This is a genomic window from Mesorhizobium sp. M4B.F.Ca.ET.203.01.1.1 (assembly GCF_004791025.1).
Classification (GTDB): domain Bacteria; phylum Pseudomonadota; class Alphaproteobacteria; order Rhizobiales; family Rhizobiaceae; genus Mesorhizobium; species Mesorhizobium abyssinicae.
Window position 1 is genome coordinate 155,628 of the sequence record NZ_SRUO01000005.1, and the last position, 23,065, is coordinate 178,692.

Sequence of the window (23,065 nt, forward strand, 5' to 3'; positions counted from 1 at the left end):
TCCCGTCAACCCTTCATCATGTTGACGTCTTCGACCGCGATCGAGCCGCGGTTGCGGAAGAAGACGACGAGAATGGCAAGACCGATCGCGGCCTCCGCAGCGGCGACCGTCAGCACGAACAGCGCGAACACCTGTCCGACGAGATCGCCGAGCGCCGCCGAGAAGGCGACGAAATTGATGTTGACCGCCAGCAGGATCAGCTCGACCGACATCAGGATGACGATGACGTTCTTGCGGTTCAGGAAGATTCCGAACACGCCGAGCGTGAACAGGATCGCCGATACGGTGAGGTAGTGCGCGATGCCGACGACCATCTCAGATGCCCTCGCCCGATTTGACCTTGCGGATTTCCATGCCCGTCGCCGGCGTGCGGCCGACCTGGGCTGCGATCGATTGCCGCTTGACGCCCGGCTTGTGGCGCAGCGTCAGCACGATGGCGCCGATCATGGCGACCAGCAGCACGAGGCCGGCGATCTGGAAGTAATAGAGGTAGTCCGTGTAGAGGATATCGCCGAGCGCGGCCGTGTTGGTGCGCTGGGCGAGATCCGGAATGGGCTTGGCCACCGTCGACGCCAGCTGTGGCGCGAAAGTGTAGCCGCCGAGCACGACGATCAGCTCCGCCGCCAGGATCAGCCCGACCAGCGCGCCGATCGGGGCGTATTGCAGCGCGCCTTCCTTCATCTCGGCGAAGTCGACGTCGAGCATCATGACGACGAACAGGAACAGCACCATGACCGCGCCGACATAAACGACGAGCAGGATCATCGCCAGGAACTCGGCGCCGGTCAGCATGAACAGGCCGGCGGCGTTGAAGAAGGTCAGGATCAGGAACAGCACCGAATGCACGGGGTTGCGCGACGAAATGACCATGAACGCCGACGCCACCGCGACAAAGGCGAAGAGGTAGAAAAAGGCCGCCTCTAGTCCACTCAGCATGGGGTTCCCCCGGGTTCCTGTCCAAACAGGACGTTCGTCCTGTTTGCTCTTTCTGGCTTCGTTTCCGCCTCCGGTTACGAAGCCGCGTTGTCCTTAGACGAGGCCCCTCGCCCCGTCCATGCGTCAAATGTCAGCGATAGGGTGCGTCCAGCGCGATGTTGCGCGCCAGTTCGCGCTCCCAGCGGTCGCCGTTCGCGAGCAGCCTGTCCTTGTCGTAGTAAAGCTCCTCGCGCGTCTCCGTCGCGAATTCGAAATTCGGCCCTTCGACGATGGCGTCGACCGGGCAAGCCTCCTGGCAGAAGCCGCAATAGATGCACTTCACCATGTCGATGTCGTAGCGTACGGTGCGGCGCGTGCCGTCGTTGCGGCGCGGGCCGGCCTCGATGGTGATCGCCTGCGCCGGGCAGATCGCCTCGCACAGCTTGCAGGCGATGCAGCGTTCCTCGCCGTTCGGATAACGGCGCAGCGCATGCTCGCCGCGGAAGCGCGGGCTGATCGGCCCCTTCTCGTGCGGATAGTTGATCGTCTCCTTCGGCGCGAAGAACTGGCGCATCGACAGGAAGAAGGCGCTGACGAAATCCTTCAGCAGCAGCGCCTTTGCGGCTTGAGTTAGTGCACCCATTTGCCACTCCCAAACGCGACCAACGCAATGGTCGCGAACATGACACCCAATATGAGCGGATAAGCCGTCAAGACGCGCTTGACGAAATGCTCGTCCAATTGCTTCACCTCATCGGATAGGGGAAAGCCAAAAAGGCTAGTTTGCCTTTTCCGGTATCGCTCGAGTGGAGCCCCAGAGCGCGTCATAAGCCACCCCACCAGGACTCCAAAAGCGCCGCCTAACACCAAGACCACCAAGTCGCCCATCACGCAAATCCCGTGAGCTTGAGGAAGGCGGCGGTGGCGATGACCATGAACAGCGAGATCGGCAGGAAGACCTTCCAGCCCAGCCGCATCAGCTGGTCGTAGCGGTAGCGCGGCACGAACGCCTTGACCATGGAAATGCCGAAGAACACCAGGCAGACCTTGAGCACGAACCAGATCAGCCCCGGCACCCAGGTGAAGGGGGCGAAGTCGAACGGAGGCAGCCAGCCGCCGAGGAACAGTATGGTGGCCAGCGCGCACATCAGGACGATGGCGACATACTCGCCGAGGAAGAAGAGCAGGAACGGCGTCGACGAATATTCGACCATATGGCCGGCGACCAGTTCCGATTCGGCCTCCACCAGGTCGAAGGGCGGACGGTTCGTCTCGGCCAGCGCCGAGATGAAGAAGATGACGAACATCGGGAACAGCGACAGCCAGTGCCAGTCGAGGAAGGTGTTGGGCAGGCCAAGCCTTGTGCCCAGCCCGTCATGCTGCGACATGACGATGTCGGACAGGTTGAGCGAGCCGACGCAAAGCAGCACGGTGACGATGACGAAGCCGATCGAGACTTCGTAGGACACCATCTGCGCGGCCGAGCGCAGCGCGCCGAGGAACGGATATTTCGAATTGGACGCCCAACCGCCCATGATCACGCCATAGACCTCGAGCGAGGAGATGGCGAAGACATAGAGGATGCCGACATTGACGTTGGCGATCGCCCAGCCCTCGTTGACCGGTATCACCGCCCAGGCCGAGATCGCCAGCACCGCCGACACCAGCGGCGCCAGCAGGAAGACGCCCTTGTTGGCGCCGGACGGGATCACCGGCTCCTTGAAGACGAACTTCAACAGGTCGGCGAAGGCCTGCAGCGTGCCCCAGGGGCCGACCACATTCGGACCGCGGCGCAACTGCACCGCCGCCCAGATCTTGCGGTCGGCGTAGAGGATGTAGGCGACGAAGATCAGCAGCACGACGATCAGCACGACCGACTTCAGCAGGATCAGCAGCGCCGGCAGCACGTAGAAGGAGAAGAAGGTTTCCATGCTTATTCCGCCGCCTGCTTGAAGCCGCCCTTGGCCAGCGCCGAGCATTCCGCCATCACGGCAGAGGCTCGCGCGATCGGGTTGGTCAGATAGAAATCCTTCACCGGCGAGGTGAAGGTGCCCTTGTTCAGCCGGCCGCCGAGCTTCGCCACCTTGGCGATGTCGTCGGCGCTGCCGGCCAGAACCTGGTCGATGCGGGCAAGATGCGGATACTCGCCATAGAGCCTGGCGCGCAGCTGCGGCAGCGAATCGAACGGCAGCTTCTTGCCGAGCACATCCGAGAGCGCCCTCAGGATCGCCCAGTCCTCGCGTGCGTCGCCCGGAGCGAAGCCGGCGCGATTGGTCTGCTGCACGCGACCTTCCGTGTTGACGTAGGTGCCGGACTTTTCGGTGTAGGCCGCGGCTGGCAGGATGACGTTGGCGCGGTGCGCGCCGGCGTCGCCATGCGTGCCGACATAGACGACGAACGCGCCGCCGGTCTTGGCCATGTCGATCTCGTCGGCGCCGAGCAGGAACAGCACGTCCGTCTCGCCGAGCATGGCGGCGACGCCCTTGCCGCCCTCGCCCGGCACGAAGCCGAGGTCGAGGCCGCCGACTCTGGCCGCGGCGTTGTGCAGCACGGCAAAACCGTTCCAATCGGCCCGGGCGGCATTGACCGCCGTGGCAAGCTTGGCCGCCTGGCCGAGCACTGCCGCACCGTCGGCGCGCGCCAGCGCGCCCTGGCCGACGATGATCAGCGGGTGCGTCGCCTTCTTCAGCACCTGGAAGAACTTGCCGTTGCCGTCGGCCAGGTCCTTCAGCGATTCCGGACCGGCGCCGATCTGCTCATAGTCGTAGCGCGTGTCGCCGACCTCGCCGATGACGCCGACCGGCAGATTGCCGATGCGCCAGCGCTTGCGGATGCGGGCATTGAGCACCGAAGCCTCGAAGCGCGGATTGGCGCCGATGATCAGCACCGCGTCGGCCTGCTCGATGCCCTCGATGGTCGGATTGAAGATGTAGCTGGCGCGGCCGAGCGGCGGATCGAGCGCGGCGCCATCCTGGCGGCAGTCGATATTCTTCGAGCCGAGCGCCGCCATCAGAAGCTTCAGCGCATAGATCTCCTCGACCGCGGCGAGGTCACCGGCGATAGCGCCGATCCGCTCGGGCGCCGTCTTCGACACCTCGTCCCTGATCGCGGCGAAGGCTTCCGCCCAGCTTGCCGCAACGAGCTTGCCATCCTTGCGCACATAGGGGCGGTCGAGGCGCTGCGTGCGCAGGCCGTCCCAGATGAAGCGGGTCTTGTCCGAGATCCATTCCTCGTTCACCGCCTCGTTGACGCGCGGCAGGATGCGCATCACCTCGCGACCGCGGCTGTCGACGCGGATCGCCGAGCCGACCGCATCCATGACGTCGATGGATTCGGTCTTGGTCAGCTCCCACGGCCGCGCCTGGAAGGCGAACGGCTTGGAGGTCAGCGCGCCGACCGGGCAAAGGTCGATGACATTGCCCTGCAGCTCCGAGGTCATCGCCTGCTCGAGATAGGTGGTGATCTCTGCATCCTCGCCGCGGCCGATCAGGCCGAGTTCGGAAATGCCGGCGACCTCGGTGGTGAAGCGGACGCAGCGCGTGCAGTGGATGCAGCGGTTCATCACCGTCTTGACCAGCGGCCCGATATACTTGTCTTCCACCGCGCGCTTGTTCTCGTGGTAGCGCGAGGAATCGACGCCGAAGGCCATCGCCTGGTCCTGCAGGTCGCATTCGCCGCCCTGGTCGCAGATCGGGCAGTCGAGCGGATGGTTGATCAGCAGGAATTCCATCACGCCTTCGCGGGCCTTCTTGACCATCGGCGTGTTGGTGAAGATTTCCGGCGCCTCGCCATTCGGCCCGGGGCGCAAATCGCGCACGCCCATGGCGCAGGAGGCCTGCGGCTTGGGCGGGCCACCCTTCACCTCGATCAGGCACATGCGGCAGTTGCCGGCGATCGACAGCCGCTCATGGAAGCAGAAGCGCGGCACTTCCGCGCCGGCGTCCTCGGCCGCCTGCAGCAGCGTGTAGTGGTCGGGTACAGTGATCTCTTTCCCGTCGACCTTGAGCTTTGCCATCTCGCCTCAAACCTCTGCGGACGTCCCGCAATCCCTCTTTGCGGGCGCGACCAGAGCCGCGCCCGGCATTGAATTTCAACCCTTGGCCGCCAGCGCCGTTGCCTGGCTGGTCCAGTCGTCGCGGCCGACGCGGCCGGCGAGCGACAGATAGTCCTCGACCCAGGCGATCTCTTCCGCCGTCCAGGCCGCGATCTGGCCGTATGACCAGATGCCGAGGCCGTTGAGCACCTTCTCCAGCTTCGGGCCGATGCCCGAGATCGCCTTGAGGTCGGCCGGCTCCACCGGCCTGTCGATGGCCTTGGGCTGCCTGAAATCCTCCGGCATCAGCCCGGCCGCGGCACTGCTGGCCACCGTGTCGGCGCCGCCGGTGTCTTGCGCCTTCTCGACGCTGGTCTGGGCGATGTCGGTCACGTCCCTGGCGAAGGTCTGCGCCTCGGCGATCAGCGTCTTTGCCGCCTTGCGCGCCTTGGACGAGGTCTTCTGGGCTTCCGCGAGCTCCTCGCTCCGCGCCTCGAAATCGTCGACGATCGGCTGGAACAGCCGCTGCGAGGCTTCTGCGGCGCCCGAAAGCGCGCCCAGCCAGACACCGAAGGCATGATTGGCCAGCCCGATGCTTATCGCCGACATGGCGGCGACTCCAGCAACAGGGTGCGCCAGGAGATTGACGGCGCTGGCCATCTCCTTAGGCATCATCCTGGTCAGATCCTGGTTCATCTTCTCCAACTGTTCCATGTCGGGCATCAGTGCATAGGGTATCGAATACAGCGCCATCGAGTGCTCCTGGTCGTTTCTTCGTATGCCCCGCCCGTTATTCCTGTCGCCGGGCTTTCGCCCGCAATTCCAACCTTACTCCGCCGCCACCATCACCGGCTCGACCCGGTGCGCGTTGCGCGAAAACTCGTCGATGCGGCGCTCCACCTCGCCGCGGAAATGCCGCATCAGGCCCTGGATCGGCCACGCCGCCGCGTCGCCCAGCGCGCAGATCGTGTGGCCCTCGACCTGTTTGGTGACGTCGAGCAGCATGTCGATCTCGCGCTTCTGCGCCTCGCCGCGCACCAGCCGCTCCATCACCCGCCACATCCAGCCGGTGCCTTCGCGGCACGGCGTGCACTGGCCGCAGCTCTCATGCTTGTAGAAGTAGGAGAGCCTGGCGATCGCCTTCACGATATCGGTCGACTTGTCCATCACGATGACCGCCGCCGTGCCGAGGCCGGATTTCAGGTCGCGCAGCGCATCGAAATCCATCGGCGTGTCGATGATCTGCTCGGCCGGCACCAGCGGCACCGACGCGCCGCCCGGAATGACCGCCAGCAGATTGTCCCAGCCGCCGCGGATGCCGCCGCAATGCGTGTCGATCAGCTCGCGGAACGGGATAGACATCGCCTCTTCGACCGTGCACGGATTGTTCACGTGGCCGGAGACGCAGAACAGCTTGGTGCCGACATTGTTCGGCCGGCCGAAGGACGAGAACCAGGCCGCACCGCGCCGCAGAATGGTCGGCGCCACCGCGATCGACTCGACATTGTTGACGGTGGTCGGGCAGCCATAGAGGCCGACATTGGCCGGGAATGGCGGCTTCAGCCGCGGCTGGCCCTTCTTGCCTTCGAGGCTTTCGAGCAGCGCCGTCTCCTCGCCGCAGATATAGGCGCCGGCGCCGTGGTGCATGTAGACGTCAAAGTCGTAGCCGGAGGTGTTGTTCTTGCCGATCAGCTTGGCCTCGTAGGCCTCGTCGATCGCCCGTTGCAGCGCCTCGCGCTCGCGGATGAACTCGCCGCGCACATAGATGTAGGCGGCGATCGCGCCCATGGCGAAGCCGGCGAGCAGCGCGCCCTCGACCAGCGTGTGCGGGTCGTTGCGCAGGATGTCGCGGTCCTTGCAGGTGCCGGGCTCGGATTCATCGGCGTTGATGACCAGGTAGCTCGGCCGCCCGTCGCTCTGCTTGGGCATGAACGACCATTTCAAGCCGGTCGGGAAACCGGCGCCGCCGCGGCCGCGCAGGCCCGACGCCTTCATCTCGTTGACGATCCACTCGCGGCCCTTGGCGACCAAGCCAGGCGTGTTATCCCAGGCGCCGCGCGCCATCGCGCCGTTGAGCGACTTGTCGAAGAGGCCGTAGATGTTGGTGAAGATGCGGTCTTTGTCCTGAAGCATGGTTCGTCCCTCAGACCGGCTTCTTGCCGAAGACGCGGATGTATTCGGCGACCCCGCCCTTGGCGAGCGCCTTGGCCTGCTTGACCCAGTCGTCGCGCTCGATGCGGCCCTTGAAGTTCAAGTAGCCGTCGACCCATTCGCGCTCGGCCTTCTTCCAGGATGCTACCTGCGCGAAGGTGTAGATGCCGAGCGAATGCAGCGTGCCCTCGATCTTCGGACCAACGCCGGAGATCAGCTTGAGGTCGTCGACCGCGGCGGGCCGTTCTATGCCGGCGGGCCGGTTCTTGTCGTCGAGCGAAGGTTTTGCGGCGGCAGGCTGCTTGGCTTCCGGCGACTTGAAGGCGGCAACCGGCTCGCCCTTGTTCTTCGGTCCGTTGCGCTGCTTCGAGACCCCCTCGACTTCCGGCGAGGCCTTGTTGGCGTTGGCGGCGGAATGCCGCGGCGCTGAGACGCTAGCCGCTCTTTCCACGGCCGGCGCGACCTTGACCGGCGACGGCGTCTTCAGCGCCGGGCTGGTCTCGGGCGCGTCGGTCTTCGGCTTGCTGGCCTTGGAGGGCGCGACCGGGGCAGCCGGCGCCGGCACCGGCGCCGCGATGATCGCATCCGGCGCCGCCTTGGCGGCCTTGGCCGCCGCCTTGGCTTCCTTCTCGCGCGTCGACTTCAGGATCGCCTTTTCGCTCTTCAGCGTCGTCAGGCCAGTGGCCGGCTCCGAGCCGGTGCGGCCGTTCTGCGGGCCAGGCGTCACCGAGGCGCCCTTGCCGCCCTCATAGAGGTCGATGATCTCGGCCAGCCGCTCCGGCGTCAAATCCTCGAACGTATCCTTGAAGATCATCACCATCGGCGCGTTGACGCAGGCGCCGAGGCATTCGACCTCCTCCCACGACAGCGTGCCTTTTTCATTGGTGTGGAACTGGTCGTGATGGATCTTCGAGCGGCAGACATCCATCAGCGCTTCCGAGCCGCGCAGCATGCAGGGCGTGGTGCCGCAGACCTGGATGTGCGCGCGCGTGCCGACCGGATTGAGCTGGTACTGCGTATAGAAGGTCGCGACCTCGAGTCCGCGGATGCGCGGCATGCCGAGCATATCGGAGATCGTCTCGATCGCCGCCTTCGTCACCCAGCCTTCCTGTTCCTGCGCGATCATCAGCAGCGGAATGATGGCCGACTGCTCGCGGCCCTTCGGATATTTCTTGATCCACTGCTTGGCCGCCGCCGTATTCGCCTTGTTGAAGGCGAAGGAAGCTGGCTGGACGCTGGCATCTGCGAGACGGCGGACTGACATTTAGCGATCGACCTCACCAAAGACGATATCGAGCGAACCGAGCACGGCGGTGACGTCGGCCAGCATGTGGCCCCGGCACAGGAAATCCATGGCCTGCAGATGCGCGAAGCCCGGCGCGCGCAGCTTGCAGCGGTAAGGCTTGTTGGTGCCGTCGGAGACGAGATAGACGCCGAACTCGCCCTTCGGCGCTTCGACCGCCGCATAGACCTCGCCGGCCGGCACGCGATAGCCTTCGGTGTAGAGCTTGAAGTGATGGATCAGCGCTTCCATCGAACGCTTCATCGCCGCGCGCTTCGGCGGCACCACCTTGCCGTCGAGGTTCGACACCGGCCCGGTGCCTTCCTTGCCGAGCAGCAGGTCGACGCACTGGCGCATGATCTTCGCCGACTGGCGCATCTCTTCCATGCGCACGAGGTAGCGGTCGTAGCAGTCGCCGTTCTTGCCGATCGGGATGTCGAAATCCATCTCGGAATAGCATTCGTAGGGCTGCGATTTGCGCAGGTCCCAGGCCGCACCCGAGCCGCGCACCATGACGCCCGAAAAGCCCCAGGCCCAGGCATCGGCCAGCGACACGGTGCCGATATCGACATTGCGCTGCTTGAAGATGCGGTTGGGGGTGAGCAGCGCGTCGAGGTCGTCGATCGACTTCAGGAACGGATCGATCCACTTGCCGATGTCCTCGACCAGCTTCTGCGGCAGGTCCTGGTGCACGCCGCCGGGGCGGAAATAGGCCGCATGCATGCGCGAGCCCGAGGCGCGTTCGTAGAACACCATCAGCTTTTCGCGCTCGACGAAGCCCCACAGCGGCGGCGTCAGCGCGCCGACGTCCATCGCCTGCGTCGTCACATTGAGGATGTGCGACATAATGCGGCCCATCTCGGAATAGAGCACGCGGATCAACTGGCCGCGCTTCGGCACCTCGATGCCGAGCAGGCGCTCGGCGGCCAACGCGAAGGCATGCTCCTGGTTCATCGGCGCGCAATAGTCGAGCCGGTCGAGATAAGGCACCGCCTGCAGATAAGTCTTGGCCTCGATCAGCTTCTCGGTGCCGCGATGCAGCAGTCCGATATGCGGATCGACGCGGTCGACCACCTCGCCGTCCAGCTCCAGCACCAGGCGCAAAACGCCATGCGCCGCAGGGTGCTGCGGTCCGAAGTTGATGTTGAAGTTGCGGACGGAGGTTTCAGCCATTGTGGCGCCTCTGGCGAAGAGTCAGTAGTGAGTAGTGAGTAGTGATCATCAGCTCAACGCCTACTATTCCGCCTGTTTCGCCTGCACCGTTCTGATCAGAGATCGCATCATTTTCCCAATCTCTTCGCATCGCAGCAGCAGTTCAGTCTCGTTGTCTCGCTCCAGCATACCGACACGGCACGCCAACAATATGTGAGTTTCTAGTTCCTTCAACGAACCCTGCGCCATGCGCAGAAATTGAACGAACGAGCCTCTGTTCTCACGACCGTACCCCTCAGCGATATTAGCGGCGATCGATACCGCCGAGCGGCGCATCTGGGAGGTCATTCCATAGATCTCGTCTTTCGGAAAACCTTTGGTGACGCGATAGCAATCTTCGGCGAGAACCATCGCCGCTTGCCACACCATCAGGTCGCGATAAGATTCGATCCGCTTTCCCAATTCCTTCCCTACTGACTACTGACTACTCACTGTTTCGCCTTTTCATCCCCCGGCAGCACGTAGTCGGTGCCTTCCCACGGGGAAAGAAAATCGAAATTGCGGAATTCCTGCTTGAGCTCGACCGGCTCGTAGATCACGCGCTTGGCCTCGTCGTCGTAACGCACCTCGACAAAGCCGGTCAGCGGGAAATCCTTGCGCAGCGGGTGGCCCTCGAAACCGTAGTCGGTGAGGATGCGCCGCAGGTCCGGATGGCCGGAGAACAGCACGCCATAGAGGTCGTAGGTCTCGCGCTCGAACCAGTCGGCACCGGGATAAACGGCGGTGAGCGAGGGAACCAGTGTCTCCTCGTCGGCCTGGACCTTCAGCCGGATGCGGACATTCTGCTTCGGTGACAACAGGTGATAGACGACGTCGAAGCGCCGGGCGCGCGACGGATAGTCGGCACCGCTGACGTCGATGAACGAGACGAACTGGCAACGCGCATCGTCGCGCAGGAAAGTCGCCACCTCGATCAGGCTGCCCGGCTCGACGGAAACCGTGAGCTCGCCATAGGCCAGCACGGCTTCGCCGATGCGGCCAGTGAGCTTCTCGCCGAGATAGGTGGAGAGTTCGTTCAACTTCTGGCTCATCGGCTCACCGCTCGATCGTGCCGGTGCGGCGGATCTTCTTCTGCAACAGAAGAATGCCGTAAAGCAGCGCTTCCGCGCTCGGCGGACAGCCGGGCACATAGATGTCGACGGGCACGACGCGGTCGCAGCCGCGCACCACCGAATAGGAATAATGGTAGTAGCCGCCGCCATTGGCGCACGAGCCCATGGAGATGACGTAGCGCGGCTCCGGCATCTGGTCGTAGACCTTGCGCAGCGCCGGCGCCATCTTGTTGGTCAGCGTGCCGGCGACGATCATGATGTCGGACTGGCGCGGGGACGCGCGCGGCGCGACGCCGAACCGCTCGGAGTCGTAGCGCGGCATCGAGGTGTGGATCATCTCGACCGCGCAGCAGGCGAGGCCGAAGGTCATGAACATCAGCGAGCCGCTGCGCGCCCAGGTGATCAGCGCCTCGGTCGAGGTGACGAGGAAGCCCTTGTCGGCCAGATCGTTGTTGATCTCGAGGAAAAACGGATCATCCTGCCCCACCGGCCGGCCGGTGTTGGGGTCGATGATGCCCTTGGGCTTCGGCGCGACGAGGGTGCCTGAACTGTCGTTCAATCCCATTCCAGCGCTCCTTTTTTCCATTCATAGGCGAAGCCGATGGTCAGCACCGCCAGAAACACCATCATCGACCAGAAACCGAGCATGCCTATCTTCGAGAACGACACCGCCCACGGGAACAGGAAGGCCACTTCCAGATCGAAGATGATGAACAGGATCGACACCAGGTAGAAGCGGATGTCGAACTTCATGCGTGCGTCGTCGAACGAATTGAAACCGCATTCATAGGCGGAAAGCTTTTCCGGGTCGGGGTTGCGGTAGGCCACCAGGAACGGCGCCGCAAGCAGCGCCAGGCCGACGACAAGCGCCACGCCGATAAACAGGACGATGGGCAGATACGAACTCAAAAGTGCGTTCATGCTGCGGCTTTCCGTTGGCGGTCAATCCACGTTGATTACAGCAACCGATCCTATTGCGGAAGCGTGACAGATTCACCGCTGAACCGTTTTAAGGGCCTATGCTGCAACGCGGCGAGGGTTAGCGCAGCGCTTTCGGCGAAGCAAGTCAAACCTTGTTCAAAACGCGGCGCTGGACGCCAGATCGGAAGAAACTGGTCCGATCCGCTCCTGTTTGATTTCCTTCGCTTTTTACTCCACTTTTCTCTCCTGACATATCTCCCGCCATTTGCTGCTAGCATGGCTGGAATCATTGACTGGAAATTCGGGTAGACGGATCGGGGCAAGGCTTCTGGATGAAGGAAAAGATATCTCTCGCGATGGCTAGGCGCATCGCGCTCGGCGCGCAAGGTTTCACCGACCCGCAGCCGGGCGGCACGCCGGACCGCCGCCACCTCGCCCGCGTGCTGTCCCGCACCGGCCTGCTGCAGATCGATTCCGTCAGCGCCGTGGTGCGCGCGCACTATATGCCGCTCTATTCGCGCCTCGGCCCCTACCCGCTTTCCCTGCTCGACAACGCCGCGCTCACGCGCAAGCGCACCGTCTTTGAATATTGGGCGCATGAGGCCTCCTTCCTGCCGGTCGAGACCTGGCCGCTGCTGCGCTGGCGCATGCAGCGCGCCGAACAGGGCGAGGAAATGTATCTCGGACTGGCGAAATGGGGCCGTGAGCAGCGCCAGATGATTGACGAGATCTACAACGAGGTCGCCGAACGCGGGCCGATCGCCGCCTCCGACATAGAAGGCCACAAGGGCAATGGCGGCTGGTGGGGCTGGAGCGCGGCCAAGCACGCCTTCGAATGGCTGTTCTGGGCCGGCCGCATCACCACCGCCTACCGGCGCGGCTTCGAGCGCTACTACGATTTGCCGGAGCGCGTGCTGCCGCGGGCCGTGCTCGACCTGCCGGTTCCCTCCGTCGAGGACGCGCATCGCGAATTGCTGCGCATTTCCGCCCGCGCGCATGGCATCGCCACCTATAGCGACTTGCGCGACTATTTTCGTCTGGCGCCCGGCGATACTAAGGACCGGATCGAGGAACTGGTCGAGACGGGCGATCTGCTGCCGATGCGGGTCGAAGGCTGGGACAAGCCGGCCTATCTCCACAAGGACGCCCGCATCCCGCGCAAGATCGAGGCACGCGCCCTGCTCGCGCCGTTCGATCCCGTCGTCTTCGAACGCACCCGCACCGAAAAGCTCTTCGACTTCCGCTACCGCATCGAGATCTATACCCCGGCCGAAAAGCGCCAATACGGCTACTACGTGCTGCCCTTCCTGCTCGGCGACCGGATCGTCGCCCGCGTCGATCTCCGCGCCGACCGCCCGGCGAGCGTGCTGCGCGTCCACGCCGCTTATGCTGAGCCTGATACGCCGCCGGAAACTGCGGCAGAACTCTTCGAGGAGCTCAAGCGAATGCAGGGCTGGCTTGGCCTCGAGAGCATCGAAGTGACGCCGGCCGGCGACCTCGGCCCGGCGCTGGCAGGCCTTAGCGCGTCGTAGACGTGCGTTGACAGGCCCACACCCGTAAGCCTAAATCCGCCGCAGACGGTCTTCTCCCGGCAAAGGGAGGGGCCAAGAGGGAATGCGGTGCGGGATCGAGAATCCCAATTCCGCGGCTGTCCCCGCAACTGTAAGCGATGAGCCTCGGCCGAAAACCACTGGGATGGTCCCGGGAAGGCGGCAACCAAGGCGATGACCCGCGAGCCAGGAGACCTGCCGTCTGAGACAGATGAATCCGATCGCCTGGCGGGTTTTCCGGGCAAGGAGCCTGATTTGGAGCGCGACAGCAGTTTTCCGGCTGACAGAGCGGACATACCGTCCGACGACGGCGAAGCCTTGGCGGGCGTGACCGTCATCGTCTGCTCGTCCTGCCGCGACGAAACGGGTTCCGATGCCCATCCGCGCGCCGGCGCGCTGCTCGCCGAGGACACGCGCCGGGCTGCTTCCGGCCAGGACATACGCATCCGCACTGTCGAATGCCTCGGCAATTGCAAGCGTCGCCTAAGCGCAGCGCTTCTGCGTGACGGCTGCTGGAGCTACGTCTTCGGCGACCTGACAGCGACCAGCGGCGCCGACCTCGTTGCTGGCGCAAAGCTCTTCGCCACCTCGACCGACGGCCTCATCCCGTGGCGCGGCCGGCCCGATTCCCTGAAGCGCGGCCTTGTTGCCCGCATCCCTCCCTCGACCTGCTGAAGGACTGACCATGACCGCATCCGTCTCCCGAGTTCCCTGCACCGTCGTTACCGGCTTCCTGGGCGCCGGAAAGACGACGCTGATCCGCAACCTGCTCGAGAACGCCAAAGGCAAGCGGCTGGCGATCATCGTCAACGAGTTCGGCGATGTCGGCATCGACGGCGAAATCCTCAAGGGCTGCGGCGTCGATGCCTGCCCGGAGGAAAACATCGTCGAACTGGCCAATGGCTGCATCTGCTGCACCGTCGCCGACGATTTCGTGCCGGCGCTCGACCAGATCCTGTCGCTGACGCCGAAGGTCGACCACATCCTGATCGAAACCTCCGGCCTCGCTCTGCCCAAGCCGCTGGTCCAGGCCTTCCAGTGGCCGAGCGTGAAGAGCCGCGTGACCGTCGATGGTGTCATCGCCGTGGTCGATGGCCCGGCACTGGCCGAAGGCCGCGTCGCCAACGACATGGACGCCCTGCAGGCGCAGCGCGCGCAAGACGAGACGCTCGACCACGACGATCCGGTCGAGGAAGTGTTCGAAGATCAGGTCGCCTGCGCCGACCTGATCATCCTGTCGAAGAGCGACCTGATGGACGCCGCCGGTTCGGCCCGTGCCAACGCCATCATCAACGAACACTCCGCCCGCGCCGTGAAGATCGTGCCGACGTCGCACGGCAAGGTCGATCCCTCCGTGCTGCTGGGGCTTGGTCTTGCCGTGGAGGACGACATCGAGAACCGCAAATCCCATCATGACGGCGCATTCGACCACGAACATGACGACTTCGACACTTTCATTGTCGACATTCCATCGATCGCCAATCCGGACGAGCTCGCAAAACGCGTCGCCGCCGCCGCCGAAGAGGAAAACGTGCTGCGCGTAAAAGGTTTCGTCGAGGTCGGCGGCAAGCCGATGCGGCTTTTGCTGCAGGCCGTCGGGCCGCGCGTCAACCACTACTACGACCGCGCCTGGACGGCCGAGGACGATCGCCGCTCGCGCCTCGTCGTCATCGGCCTGAAGGGGCTGAACCGCCCGGCGATCGAGCGTATCCTCGCCGGCTGAGGCAGACCCGAACCAAGATGCACATCCTCACCACCACATCCGCCTCGCTCGACGATCTCGCCGAGCCTGTCGATCTCAGGCAGACGCCTGCGGATGTCGTGGCGCTGTCCTTCACCGACAGCGATCTCTCGGGGCTCGCGGCTGCATGGAAGGCCGACGCGGAACGATTGCCCTCAATGCGGCTCGCCGCGTTGCGCGATCTCCGCCATCCGATGTCCGTCGACCTCTGGATCGACAGCGTCGCCCGCCATGCCAACGTCATCCTGGTCCGCATTCTCGGCGGCTATGACTGGTGGCGCTACGGCTGCGACCAGCTCGCCGCGGTCGCGCGCGAACGCGGCATCAAGCTGGCGCTGCTGCCCGGCGAAAGCCACGACGAGGACCTGCGGCTGATCGAGGCCTCGACCCTGCCGCGCGCCGAGCTGGACGGATTGCTCGGCTATTTCCGCGAAGGCGGGCCTGCGAATATGACAGCGCTGGTGAAGAGGCTGGCGCGGCTGGCTGGGTCGGATGAGGCGGTTGCCGAGCCGGTCTGCGTCCCGAAGGCTGGGTACTACGAGCCGGGCCTGGGAGTTGTCGAAAAACCAGTCCTATCGAGCGTCGGCGCTCCTTCGCCCCCCTCTCTGTCCTGCCGGACATCTCCCCCTCAAGGGGGGAGATCAGCCGTCACCGACCCCGGCGCCCCTTCTTCAAGGGCGTCAAAAGAGCCATCTGCAACGTCGGCGATTGGCGAAAGCGTCGACGACAGCTCAATCTCCCCCCTTGAGGGGGAGATGTCCGGCAGGACAGAGAGGGGGGCGACGAAACTCGACGCTGACAACCTCAGCACCGCTGTCATCCCCATCCTCTTCTATCGCTCGATGCTGCTCGCCGCCGATGTCGCACCGATCGATGCGCTGGTCGAGGCGTTGCGCTCGCAAGGCATCGCGCCGGTGCCGATCTTCGTTTCGAGCCTCAAGGATCAGGCGTCTCTCGCCTTTGTCGAGAACGCCCTCGCCTCACTGAACCCGGCCGCCATCATCACCGCCACTGCATTCGCCTCCGGCGCCGAACCCGGCGCGGAGACGCTGTTCGACCGTGCCGGCGTGCCGGTCTTCCAGGTCATCGTCGCCACCACGCGCCGCGAGGTCTGGGAGAAAAACCAGCGCGGCCTGGCGCCCGCCGACCTTGCCATGCATGTCGTGCTGCCGGAACTCGACGGCCGCATCCTGGCCGGCGCGATTTCGTTCAAGGGCGAGAGCGAAACCGACCCGGCGCTGGCTTTCCGCGCCTTCGCCAACCGGCCGGAGGCAGGTCGCATCGCGCAGGTCGCCAAGCGCATCGCGGCGTTCATTCGCCTGCGGCGGACCGAGCGGGCCGAGCGCAAGCTGGCGATCCTGATACCGGATTATCCGAGCGCGCCCGGCCGTACCGGCTATGCCGTCGGCCTCGACGTGCCGTCGAGCGTGCTCGCGATGCTGCATGACCTGAAGGAGGAGGGCTATGCGGTTGACGGGATTCCGCAATCGCCGCGGGAACTGCTGGATGCGCTGGAGGTGGGTGGGCAAGGCCTCTCCGTAGAGGCCTACTTCGCCTTTTCGGCCGAACTACCGAGGCCAGCGCACGATGCAATAGAGGCCGCGTGGGGCAAGGCAGAAGGGAAAGGTTCGCGCGAGGCGCCCCCCTCTGTCCTGCCGGACATCTCCCCCACGTGGGGGGAGATTGGCAGTTCCTCCGCCGGCTTTCCCCCTGCGAAGTCGGAGATTGGCGAAATCGACGGCGCGAGCCTGATCTCCCCCCTTGTGGGGGAGATGTCCGGCAGGACAGAGGGGGGCGCGACAGAACGCGAGCCTTCGCGGCTAGCGCACGAAACCCACTTCCCCTTCCGCGCAGCGACCTTCGGTAACGTCACCGTGGCACTCGCCCCCGATCGTGGCCGCTCAGTCGACCGCCGCGCCGACTACCATGACCCCACTTTGCCCCCGCGCCACGACCTGATCGCCTTCGGCCTCTGGCTGCAAAAATCGCTCGGGGTCCACGCCCTCATCCATGTCGGCGCGCACGGCACGCTGGAATGGCTGCCGGGCAAGACGGTCGCGCTCTCCGATATCTGCTTCCCCGAGATCGTCACCGGCGCGCTGCCCGTCATCTATCCCTTCATCGTCTCCAATCCCGGCGAGGCGGCGCAAGCCAAGCGCCGCATCGCCGCCGTCACGCTCGGCCACCTGCCGCCGCCGCTGACTGGTGCGGGCCTCGATGAGAACCAGCAGCGCCTCGAGCGGCTGGTCGACGAATATGCGCAGGCCGACGGGCTCGACCGTCGCCGCCGCGACCGCCTGGCCAGGCTGATCGTCGAGACCGCGCGAAAAACCGGGCTTGCCTCCGAAGCTGGCGTTGCCAGAACCGACGCGCCGGACGAAGCGCTGCGCCGCATCGACGCCTGGCTCTGTGACCTCAAGGATTTCGCCGTCAAGGACGGACTGCACGTCTATGGCCGCGCGCCCGAGGGCGAGGCTGATCCGCTGCGCAGGCAAAGCGCGAAAGCGGAAAAAGCGGCCCTTCTCGCCGCGCTCGATGGCCGCCACATCAAGGCCGGACCGGCCGGCGCGCCGGCGCGCGGCCGCTCCGACGTGCTGCCGACCGGCCGCAACCTGTTCACCGCCGACCCGCGCACCATGCCGACGCCGACCGCCTATGACCTTGGCCAGGCGGCGGCGGAAGAAGTCGTGCGCAGCTACATGCAGTTGCATGGCGACTGGCCGCGCTCGCTGGTCATCGACCTCTGGGGCTCGGCCTCGCTGCGCACGGGCGGCGAGGAGATCGCTCAAGGCCTGGCGCTGATGGGCTGCCGGCCGCAATGGGATGCCGCCACCGGCCGCGTCACCGGCATCGAGGTGCTGCCACCGGCAGCACTTGGCCGGCCGCGCGTCGACGTCACCTGGCGCATTTCCGGCCTGTTCCGCGACATGTTCCCGACCCAGATCGCACTGATCGACGCCGCCGCCACCGCCGTCGCCAGCCGCGACGAGGACGATTCCGAGAACCCGCTCGCCGCGGCGAGCCGCGCCGAGGGCAAGATCGGCCCGCGCATTTTCGGCACCTCGCCCGGCACCTACGGCGCCGGCGTCGAGGATCTTTTGTCCAGCGGCGACTGGGTCGGCCGCGAAGAAATCGGCCGCGCCTATCTCGACGCCACCTCGCATGCCTATGGCGGCGCCGACGGCGAGGCGACTTCCGCGCCCGGCGCCTTCGAGGGCCGCATCGCCGAGGCCGACCTGCTCGTCCACACCGGCGACGATCCCGGCCGCGACATCCTCGAAGGCTCGGCCGACGTTGCCTTCATCGGCGGGTTTTCGGCCGCCTTGGCAGCACTGGGCAAAAATGCCGATGTCATCGTGCTCGACACCACGGACCCGCAAAAGCCGAGGCCGCGCTCGGTGGGCGAAGCGGTGGCCAGAGTGGTCCGCGCCCGCGCCGTCAACCCGCGCTTCATTGCCGGCCAGATGCGCCATGGCCCGCGCGGCGCCTCCGAATTCGCCGAGACCGTCGACCGCCTCGTCGGCTTTGCCGAGACCACGCATGCCATATCGGGCGCGCTGATCGAGGCGGTGCACGATGCCTATCTCGGCGACGCGCACGTTCGCGCCTTCATCCTGCGCGAGAACCCGGCTGCCGCGAAGGTGATCGCGGAACGCTTCCTCTCCGCGCGACGGCGTGGCCTATGGCACCCCTTGCGGAACTCCATCGACGACGATCTCGCCGCGCTGATCGCCGAAGCCCAGCAGGTGGCGGCATGAACGCCTTCTCGCGCCGCGGCGCCTGCCCTGCCCTCAGCGCCCCGATGCAGACCGGCGACGGACTGCTGGTGCGGCTCAATCCGGTCGCTGGAGGACTTACCCCGAAGTCGCTGATCGGACTCGGCGAATCCGCCTTGCGCCACGGCAACGGCATCATGGAAGTGACCGCGCGCGGCAGTTTGCAGATCCGTGGCCTAACGGCGGAAAGCGCGCGCCTGCTGGCGGCGGAGGTGGATGCGCTGGGCATTGCCGTGCGCATCGGCGTGCCGGTCGAGACCGGGCCACTGGCGGGCATAGATCCGCAGGAGGTTGCCGATCCGCGCCCGCTCGCCGAGCGGATCAGGGCGGCCGTCGAAGAGGCCGGGTTGACGCCACGGCTGGGACCGAAGGTGTCGGTGGTTGTCGACGGCGGCGGGCAACTGGCGATGGACGCGGTCACGGCCGACGTAAGGCTGAAGGCGGTGCGGGCCGACGCGGCCGTGCACTGGAGTTTGTCTGTCGTCGGAGACGCGCGCAATGCAATGCCGCTGGCGACGGCCGACGAGGATGCTGCACGCGACATCACTGTGGCGGCACTCAGGATGGTCGCGGAAAAAGGCCGTGAGGCGCATACCCGCGACTTGTCGGAGCGGCAGCTTAATTCACTCGCAAGTTGGCACTCTGTCGCCCCCCTCTCTGTCCTGCCGGACATCTCCCCCTCAAGGGGGGAGATTGGCAGCGTCGACGCCGGCTCCCCATTTTCAACGTTGCAGATTGGCGAAACCATTGGCGAGAGCGTAATCTCCCCCCTTGAGGGGGAGATGTCCGGCAGGACAGAGGGGGGGGCCTCGCGCAAACCTATCGGCCTTTTCCCCTTGGCCGGCGACACTTTTGCTCTCGGTATCGGCCTGCCCTACGGCAGCATGCCGGCACAATCGCTCATCGAACTTGCCACGCAAGCCGCCGGCCTCGGCACCACCGAGATCCGCCTGTCCCCCGGCCGCGCCATGCTCTTCCTTGGCCTCGCCTCAGTCGCCTGCACCTCGCTGCAAACCTCCGCCGCCGCCCTCGGCTTCGTCACCGACGCCGCCGATCCGCGAATTCGCATCGCTGCCTGCCCCGGCACACCGGCCTGCGCCTCTGGCCGCATCGCCACCCGTGCCATCGCCGAAACCATCGCGGCGCAAAACAGCGACCTCCTCGACGCCTCGCTCAGCCTGCACGTTTCCGGCTGCGCCAAAGGCTGCGCGCATCCCGGCTTGGCCGCCCTCACACTGGTCGGCGACGAAAACGGAGCCGGACTTGTCGTTGGCGGGACGGCGAAGGCTCTTCCTGCCGGATACAGGCCGGGCTATGACGCCGCGCGCGGCGTTGGCGGCATCCTTGCAGCGATCCGCGCGCAACGACATCGAGGCGAAACAGCCGCCGCCTGCATGACAAGGCTTGGCGCGGCCGGCATCGCCGACATCTATCGACAGGATTGAGCATGACGGCCTACGACTATATCCATGACGGCACCGCGATCTACGAACGCTCCTTTGCCATCATCCGCGCCGAGGCCGACCTGTCGCGCTTCTCGGACGCCGAGGCCGATGTCGCGATCCGCATGATCCATGCCTGCGGCCAGGTCGAGGCCGCCAGCCATTTTGTTTTCTCGAACGATTTCGTCGGCGCGGCCCGCGCGGCCCTTGCCGCCGGCGCATCGATCTTCTGCGACGCCGAGATGGTTTCGCATGGCGTCACCCGCGCCCGCCTGCCGGCCGGCAACGAGGTGATCTGCACGCTGCGCGATCCGCGTACCGCCGAGATCGCCAGGGAGATCGGCAACACCCGCTCGGCCGCCGCGATCGACCTCTGGGGCGAGCGCATCGCCGGCTCGGTCGTCGCCATCGGCAATGCACCGACGGCGCTTTTCTACCTGCTGGAGAAGCTCCGTGACGGCGGCCCCAAGCCCGCCGCGATCATTGGCATGCCGGTCGGCTTCGTGGGGGCGGCCGAATCGAAGGACGCGCTGGCGGAGAATTCCTATGGCGTGCCCTACGCCATCGTGCGCGGCAGGCTGGGCGGCAGCGCCATGACCGCCGCAGCCCTCAACGCATTGGCGAGGCCCGGCCTGTGAACGCGATTGTAAAAGGCCGCCTCGTCGGCGTCGGCACCGGTCCCGGCGATCCCGAGCTACTGACGCTCAAGGCTGCGCGGGCATTGGCAGAGGCCGACGTCGTCGCCTATTTCGCCAAGCGCGGCAACAACAGCAATGCGCGCGCCATCGTCGAGGCCCGCTTCCGGCCGGACATGATCGAGCTGCCGCTGCTCTATCCGGTGACGACCGAGATCGACAAGGATCACGACGACTATCGCTCGCAGATCGCCGATTTCTACGAGCAGTCGGCGGAGGCGGTCGCGGAACATCTTGCCGCCGGCAGGATGGTGGCCGTGCTGTCGGAAGGCGACCCGCTTTTCTACGGGTCCTACATGCACCTGCATGTGCGCCTCGCGCATCGCTTCCCGACCGAGGTCATCCCCGGGGTCACCGCCATGTCCGGCTGCTGGTCGGCGACCGGCCTGCCTATCGTCCAGGGCGACGACGTGCTGACTGTCCTGCCGGGCACGATGAGCGAGTTCGAGCTGACGCGGCGGCTGGCCGACACCGACGCAGCGGTGATCATGAAGGTCGGCCGCAACCTGCCGAAAATCCGCCGCGCGCTGCAGGCGACCGGCAAGCTTGCCAAAGCCGTCTATGTCGAGCGCGGCACCATGCCGGGCAGCGTCTCGATGCGGCTAGCCGACAAGCCGGACGACAAGGCCCCCTATTTCGCCATCGTGCTGGTCGCCGGCTGGTCCGCCCGTCCCGGTGCTGCCGGAGCCAAGGCATGAGCGGCCGCCTTACCGTCATCGGCCTCGGTCCCGGCAACGCCGATCAGGTCACTCCGGAAGCGAGCCGCGCCGTGTCCGAGGCCAAGTTCTTCTATGGCTACAAGCCCTATGTCGACCGGCTCGAGCTGAGGCCGGACCAGACACGCATCGCATCCGACAACCGGGAGGAGCTTGCCCGCTCCAACGAAGCGCTGGCCAAGGCCGCCGAGGGCCATGACGTCGCCGTCGTCTCCGGCGGCGACCCCGGCGTCTTCGCCATGGCAGCCGCAATCTGCGAGGCGATCGAGGCCGGCCCGACGGAATGGCGCGCGATCGACCTTGCGGTCGTTCCCGGCGTCACCGCCATGCTTGCCGTCGCCGCCCGCATCGGCGCCCCGCTCGGCCACGACTTTTGCGCCATCTCGCTCTCCGACAATCTGAAGCCCTGGGATCTGATCGAGCTGCGCCTGCTGGCCGCCGCCGGCGCCGGCTTCGTCGTCGCGCTCTACAACCCGATCAGCAAGGCGCGCCCCTGGCAGCTCGGGCGGGCCTTCGAATGTTTGAAGGCGATCCTGCCCGGGACCACGCCGGTCATCTTCGGCCGCGCCGCCGGCCGGCCGGACGAGCGTATCGACGTGCATCTGCTCGCCGATGCCGATGCGGAAAAGGCCGACATGGCCACCTGCATCATCATCGGCTCGCCGGAAACCAGGATCATTCGGCGCGGCGACAAGCCGTCGCTGGTCTACACGCCACGCTCGGCAACGGGCTCGAAAAGATGATCGACCTTGGCGGCCAGCTGATCGACGGTGTCGGCCGATGGAACGTCGGGCACGGACGGCCGACGGACCATGATCACATCGATGCCGAGCGCGCGCGCCGCGGCGATCTTGCCGTAGGTCGCCTCGCCGCCGCTGTTCTTGGAAACGATGGCATCGATCCCGTGGCTTTCGAGCAGCGCGCGCTCGTCCGCTTCCGGAAACGGTCCGCGCGCCAGCAGATAGATCGCGTCGGGCAGGGTCAGCTTCGGCTCGACCGGGTCGACGCTGCGAATGAGATAGTGGTGCTGGGGCGCGGCCTCGAAGGCGCCGGCTTCCTGCCTGCCGATCGCCAGGAAGACCCGGCGCGGCGCCGTGCCGAGCGCCGTTGCCGCCTCCGCCACGCTGTCGACCAACGTCCAGCGATCGCCCGCCACGGGCTCCCAGCCGGGACGCCGCAAGGCAAGGATCGGCACGCCGGCTTGCCGGGCAGCTTCAGCGGCGTTCGCCGAGATGCGCGCCGCGTAGGGATGCGTAGCGTCGATCAGCAGGGCCGTGCCGGTTTCCTTGAGATAGGCCGCCAGCCCCTGCGCGCCGCCGAAACCGCCAACGCGCACCGGCACGCCTTGCGCGACAGGGCTTTCGGTGCGGCCGGCCAGCGACAGTGTGACCGCGAGATCGGCGCGCGCGGCGAGCTTTCCCGCCAGCTGCCGGGCTTCCGTGGTGCCGCCGAGGATCAGAATATTCGTCATGAGCACCACGATGCGCAGCGCCGGCGCGGCCCCTCACCCTTACCCTCTCCCCGTAAGGACGGGGAGAGGGTAACGCCGGCGTTGCAACCAGCCCCCTTCTCCCCGTCA

The 23,065-nt window shown here is 65.8% G+C and carries 22 protein-coding genes and 1 riboswitch; of the genes, 8 read left to right on the top strand and 14 right to left on the bottom strand.

What is annotated here, in order from left to right; translation table 11 throughout:
• Positions 1–5: 5 nt before the first annotated feature.
• The 13 genes from nuoK to EN846_RS13435 form a co-directional block, all read right to left on the bottom strand.
• Positions 6–314, bottom strand: a complete 309-nt coding sequence (nuoK, locus tag EN846_RS13375; RefSeq protein ID WP_019858930.1) for an NADH-quinone oxidoreductase subunit NuoK — start codon at positions 312–314, stop codon at positions 6–8.
• A 1-nt stretch (position 315) separates the two neighbouring features.
• On the bottom strand, positions 316–936 hold the full coding sequence (locus EN846_RS13380) for an NADH-quinone oxidoreductase subunit J (RefSeq protein ID WP_126054028.1): 621 nt from the start codon (positions 934–936) through the stop codon (positions 316–318).
• Between the two features lie 130 nt (positions 937–1,066).
• Positions 1,067–1,558: an NADH-quinone oxidoreductase subunit NuoI gene (nuoI, locus tag EN846_RS13385; RefSeq protein WP_127392365.1), complete on the bottom strand. Its 492-nt coding sequence runs from the start codon at positions 1,556–1,558 to the stop codon at positions 1,067–1,069.
• A 244-nt stretch (positions 1,559–1,802) separates the two neighbouring features.
• Positions 1,803–2,846: an NADH-quinone oxidoreductase subunit NuoH gene (gene nuoH / locus EN846_RS13390; RefSeq protein WP_127284944.1), complete on the bottom strand. Its 1,044-nt coding sequence runs from the start codon at positions 2,844–2,846 to the stop codon at positions 1,803–1,805.
• A 2-nt stretch (positions 2,847–2,848) separates the two neighbouring features.
• Positions 2,849–4,930: an NADH-quinone oxidoreductase subunit NuoG gene (gene nuoG / locus EN846_RS13395; RefSeq protein WP_127392364.1), complete on the bottom strand. Its 2,082-nt coding sequence runs from the start codon at positions 4,928–4,930 to the stop codon at positions 2,849–2,851.
• 75 nt (positions 4,931–5,005) lie between these two features.
• Complete coding sequence (locus tag EN846_RS13400; protein WP_127392363.1) at positions 5,006–5,701, bottom strand: NADH-ubiquinone dehydrogenase; 696 nt, start codon at positions 5,699–5,701, stop codon at positions 5,006–5,008.
• 75 nt (positions 5,702–5,776) lie between these two features.
• Positions 5,777–7,081, bottom strand: coding sequence for an NADH-quinone oxidoreductase subunit NuoF (gene nuoF, locus EN846_RS13405; protein ID WP_127392362.1), 1,305 nt, complete (start codon positions 7,079–7,081; stop codon positions 5,777–5,779).
• A 10-nt stretch (positions 7,082–7,091) separates the two neighbouring features.
• Entirely contained in the window at positions 7,092–8,363 is a 1,272-nt protein-coding gene (locus EN846_RS13410; protein ID WP_127392361.1) for an NADH-quinone oxidoreductase subunit E, read from the bottom strand.
• On the bottom strand, positions 8,364–9,554 hold the full coding sequence (locus EN846_RS13415) for an NADH-quinone oxidoreductase subunit D (protein ID WP_127286224.1): 1,191 nt from the start codon (positions 9,552–9,554) through the stop codon (positions 8,364–8,366).
• Between the two features lie 63 nt (positions 9,555–9,617).
• Positions 9,618–9,995 carry a four helix bundle protein gene (locus tag EN846_RS13420; RefSeq protein WP_127311211.1) on the bottom strand — a complete coding sequence of 126 codons (378 nt, stop codon included), beginning with the start codon at positions 9,993–9,995 and terminating at the stop codon, positions 9,618–9,620.
• Positions 9,996–10,021: 26 nt separating this feature from the next.
• Entirely contained in the window at positions 10,022–10,624 is a 603-nt protein-coding gene (locus EN846_RS13425; RefSeq protein ID WP_127392360.1) for an NADH-quinone oxidoreductase subunit C, read from the bottom strand.
• Between the two features lie 4 nt (positions 10,625–10,628).
• Entirely contained in the window at positions 10,629–11,210 is a 582-nt protein-coding gene (locus EN846_RS13430) for an NADH-quinone oxidoreductase subunit B (RefSeq protein WP_127392359.1), read from the bottom strand.
• The gene (locus EN846_RS13435; RefSeq protein WP_010910112.1) at positions 11,201–11,566 is read right to left on the bottom strand and encodes an NADH-quinone oxidoreductase subunit A; all 366 of its coding nucleotides are present in this window, start codon (positions 11,564–11,566) and stop codon (positions 11,201–11,203) included. Before EN846_RS13435 ends, EN846_RS13430 begins: the two co-directional genes overlap by 10 nt.
• A gap of 332 nt (positions 11,567–11,898) precedes the next feature.
• On the opposite strand from EN846_RS13435, the gene EN846_RS13440 reads away from it, so the two are divergent.
• From EN846_RS13440 to EN846_RS13475, 8 genes are all read left to right on the top strand, one after another.
• The gene (locus EN846_RS13440) at positions 11,899–13,098 is read left to right on the top strand and encodes a winged helix-turn-helix domain-containing protein (protein ID WP_135858720.1); all 1,200 of its coding nucleotides are present in this window, start codon (positions 11,899–11,901) and stop codon (positions 13,096–13,098) included.
• 29 nt (positions 13,099–13,127) lie between these two features.
• Positions 13,128–13,334, top strand: a riboswitch (cobalamin riboswitch).
• Between the two features lie 37 nt (positions 13,335–13,371).
• Positions 13,372–13,791 (top strand): DUF1636 family protein, encoded by a 420-nt coding sequence (locus EN846_RS13445; protein WP_127393664.1) that lies wholly within the window; start codon positions 13,372–13,374, stop codon positions 13,789–13,791.
• Between the two features lie 10 nt (positions 13,792–13,801).
• Positions 13,802–14,839, top strand: a complete 1,038-nt coding sequence (gene cobW / locus EN846_RS13450; protein ID WP_127393663.1) for a cobalamin biosynthesis protein CobW — start codon at positions 13,802–13,804, stop codon at positions 14,837–14,839.
• Between the two features lie 17 nt (positions 14,840–14,856).
• Positions 14,857–18,615, top strand: coding sequence for a cobaltochelatase subunit CobN (locus tag EN846_RS13455; protein ID WP_135858717.1), 3,759 nt, complete (start codon positions 14,857–14,859; stop codon positions 18,613–18,615).
• Positions 18,612–20,078 (top strand): precorrin-3B synthase, encoded by a 1,467-nt coding sequence (gene cobG / locus EN846_RS13460; RefSeq protein ID WP_128346654.1) that lies wholly within the window; start codon positions 18,612–18,614, stop codon positions 20,076–20,078. Before EN846_RS13455 ends, cobG begins: the two co-directional genes overlap by 4 nt.
• 2 nt (positions 20,079–20,080) lie before the next feature.
• On the top strand, positions 20,081–20,713 hold the full coding sequence (locus EN846_RS13465) for a precorrin-8X methylmutase (protein WP_127394069.1): 633 nt from the start codon (positions 20,081–20,083) through the stop codon (positions 20,711–20,713).
• The gene (locus tag EN846_RS13470) at positions 20,710–21,468 is read left to right on the top strand and encodes a precorrin-2 C(20)-methyltransferase (RefSeq protein ID WP_127283355.1); all 759 of its coding nucleotides are present in this window, start codon (positions 20,710–20,712) and stop codon (positions 21,466–21,468) included. Before EN846_RS13465 ends, EN846_RS13470 begins: the two co-directional genes overlap by 4 nt.
• Positions 21,465–22,229 carry a precorrin-3B C(17)-methyltransferase gene (locus tag EN846_RS13475; RefSeq protein ID WP_127394070.1) on the top strand — a complete coding sequence of 255 codons (765 nt, stop codon included), beginning with the start codon at positions 21,465–21,467 and terminating at the stop codon, positions 22,227–22,229. The genes EN846_RS13470 and EN846_RS13475 overlap by 4 nt, the downstream gene beginning before the upstream one ends.
• Here EN846_RS13475 and EN846_RS13480 read toward each other — a convergent pair.
• Positions 22,193–22,957, bottom strand: coding sequence for a cobalt-precorrin-6A reductase (locus EN846_RS13480; RefSeq protein WP_128346653.1), 765 nt, complete (start codon positions 22,955–22,957; stop codon positions 22,193–22,195). The genes EN846_RS13475 and EN846_RS13480 overlap by 37 nt on opposite strands.
• Between the last annotated feature and the right edge of the window lie 108 nt (positions 22,958–23,065).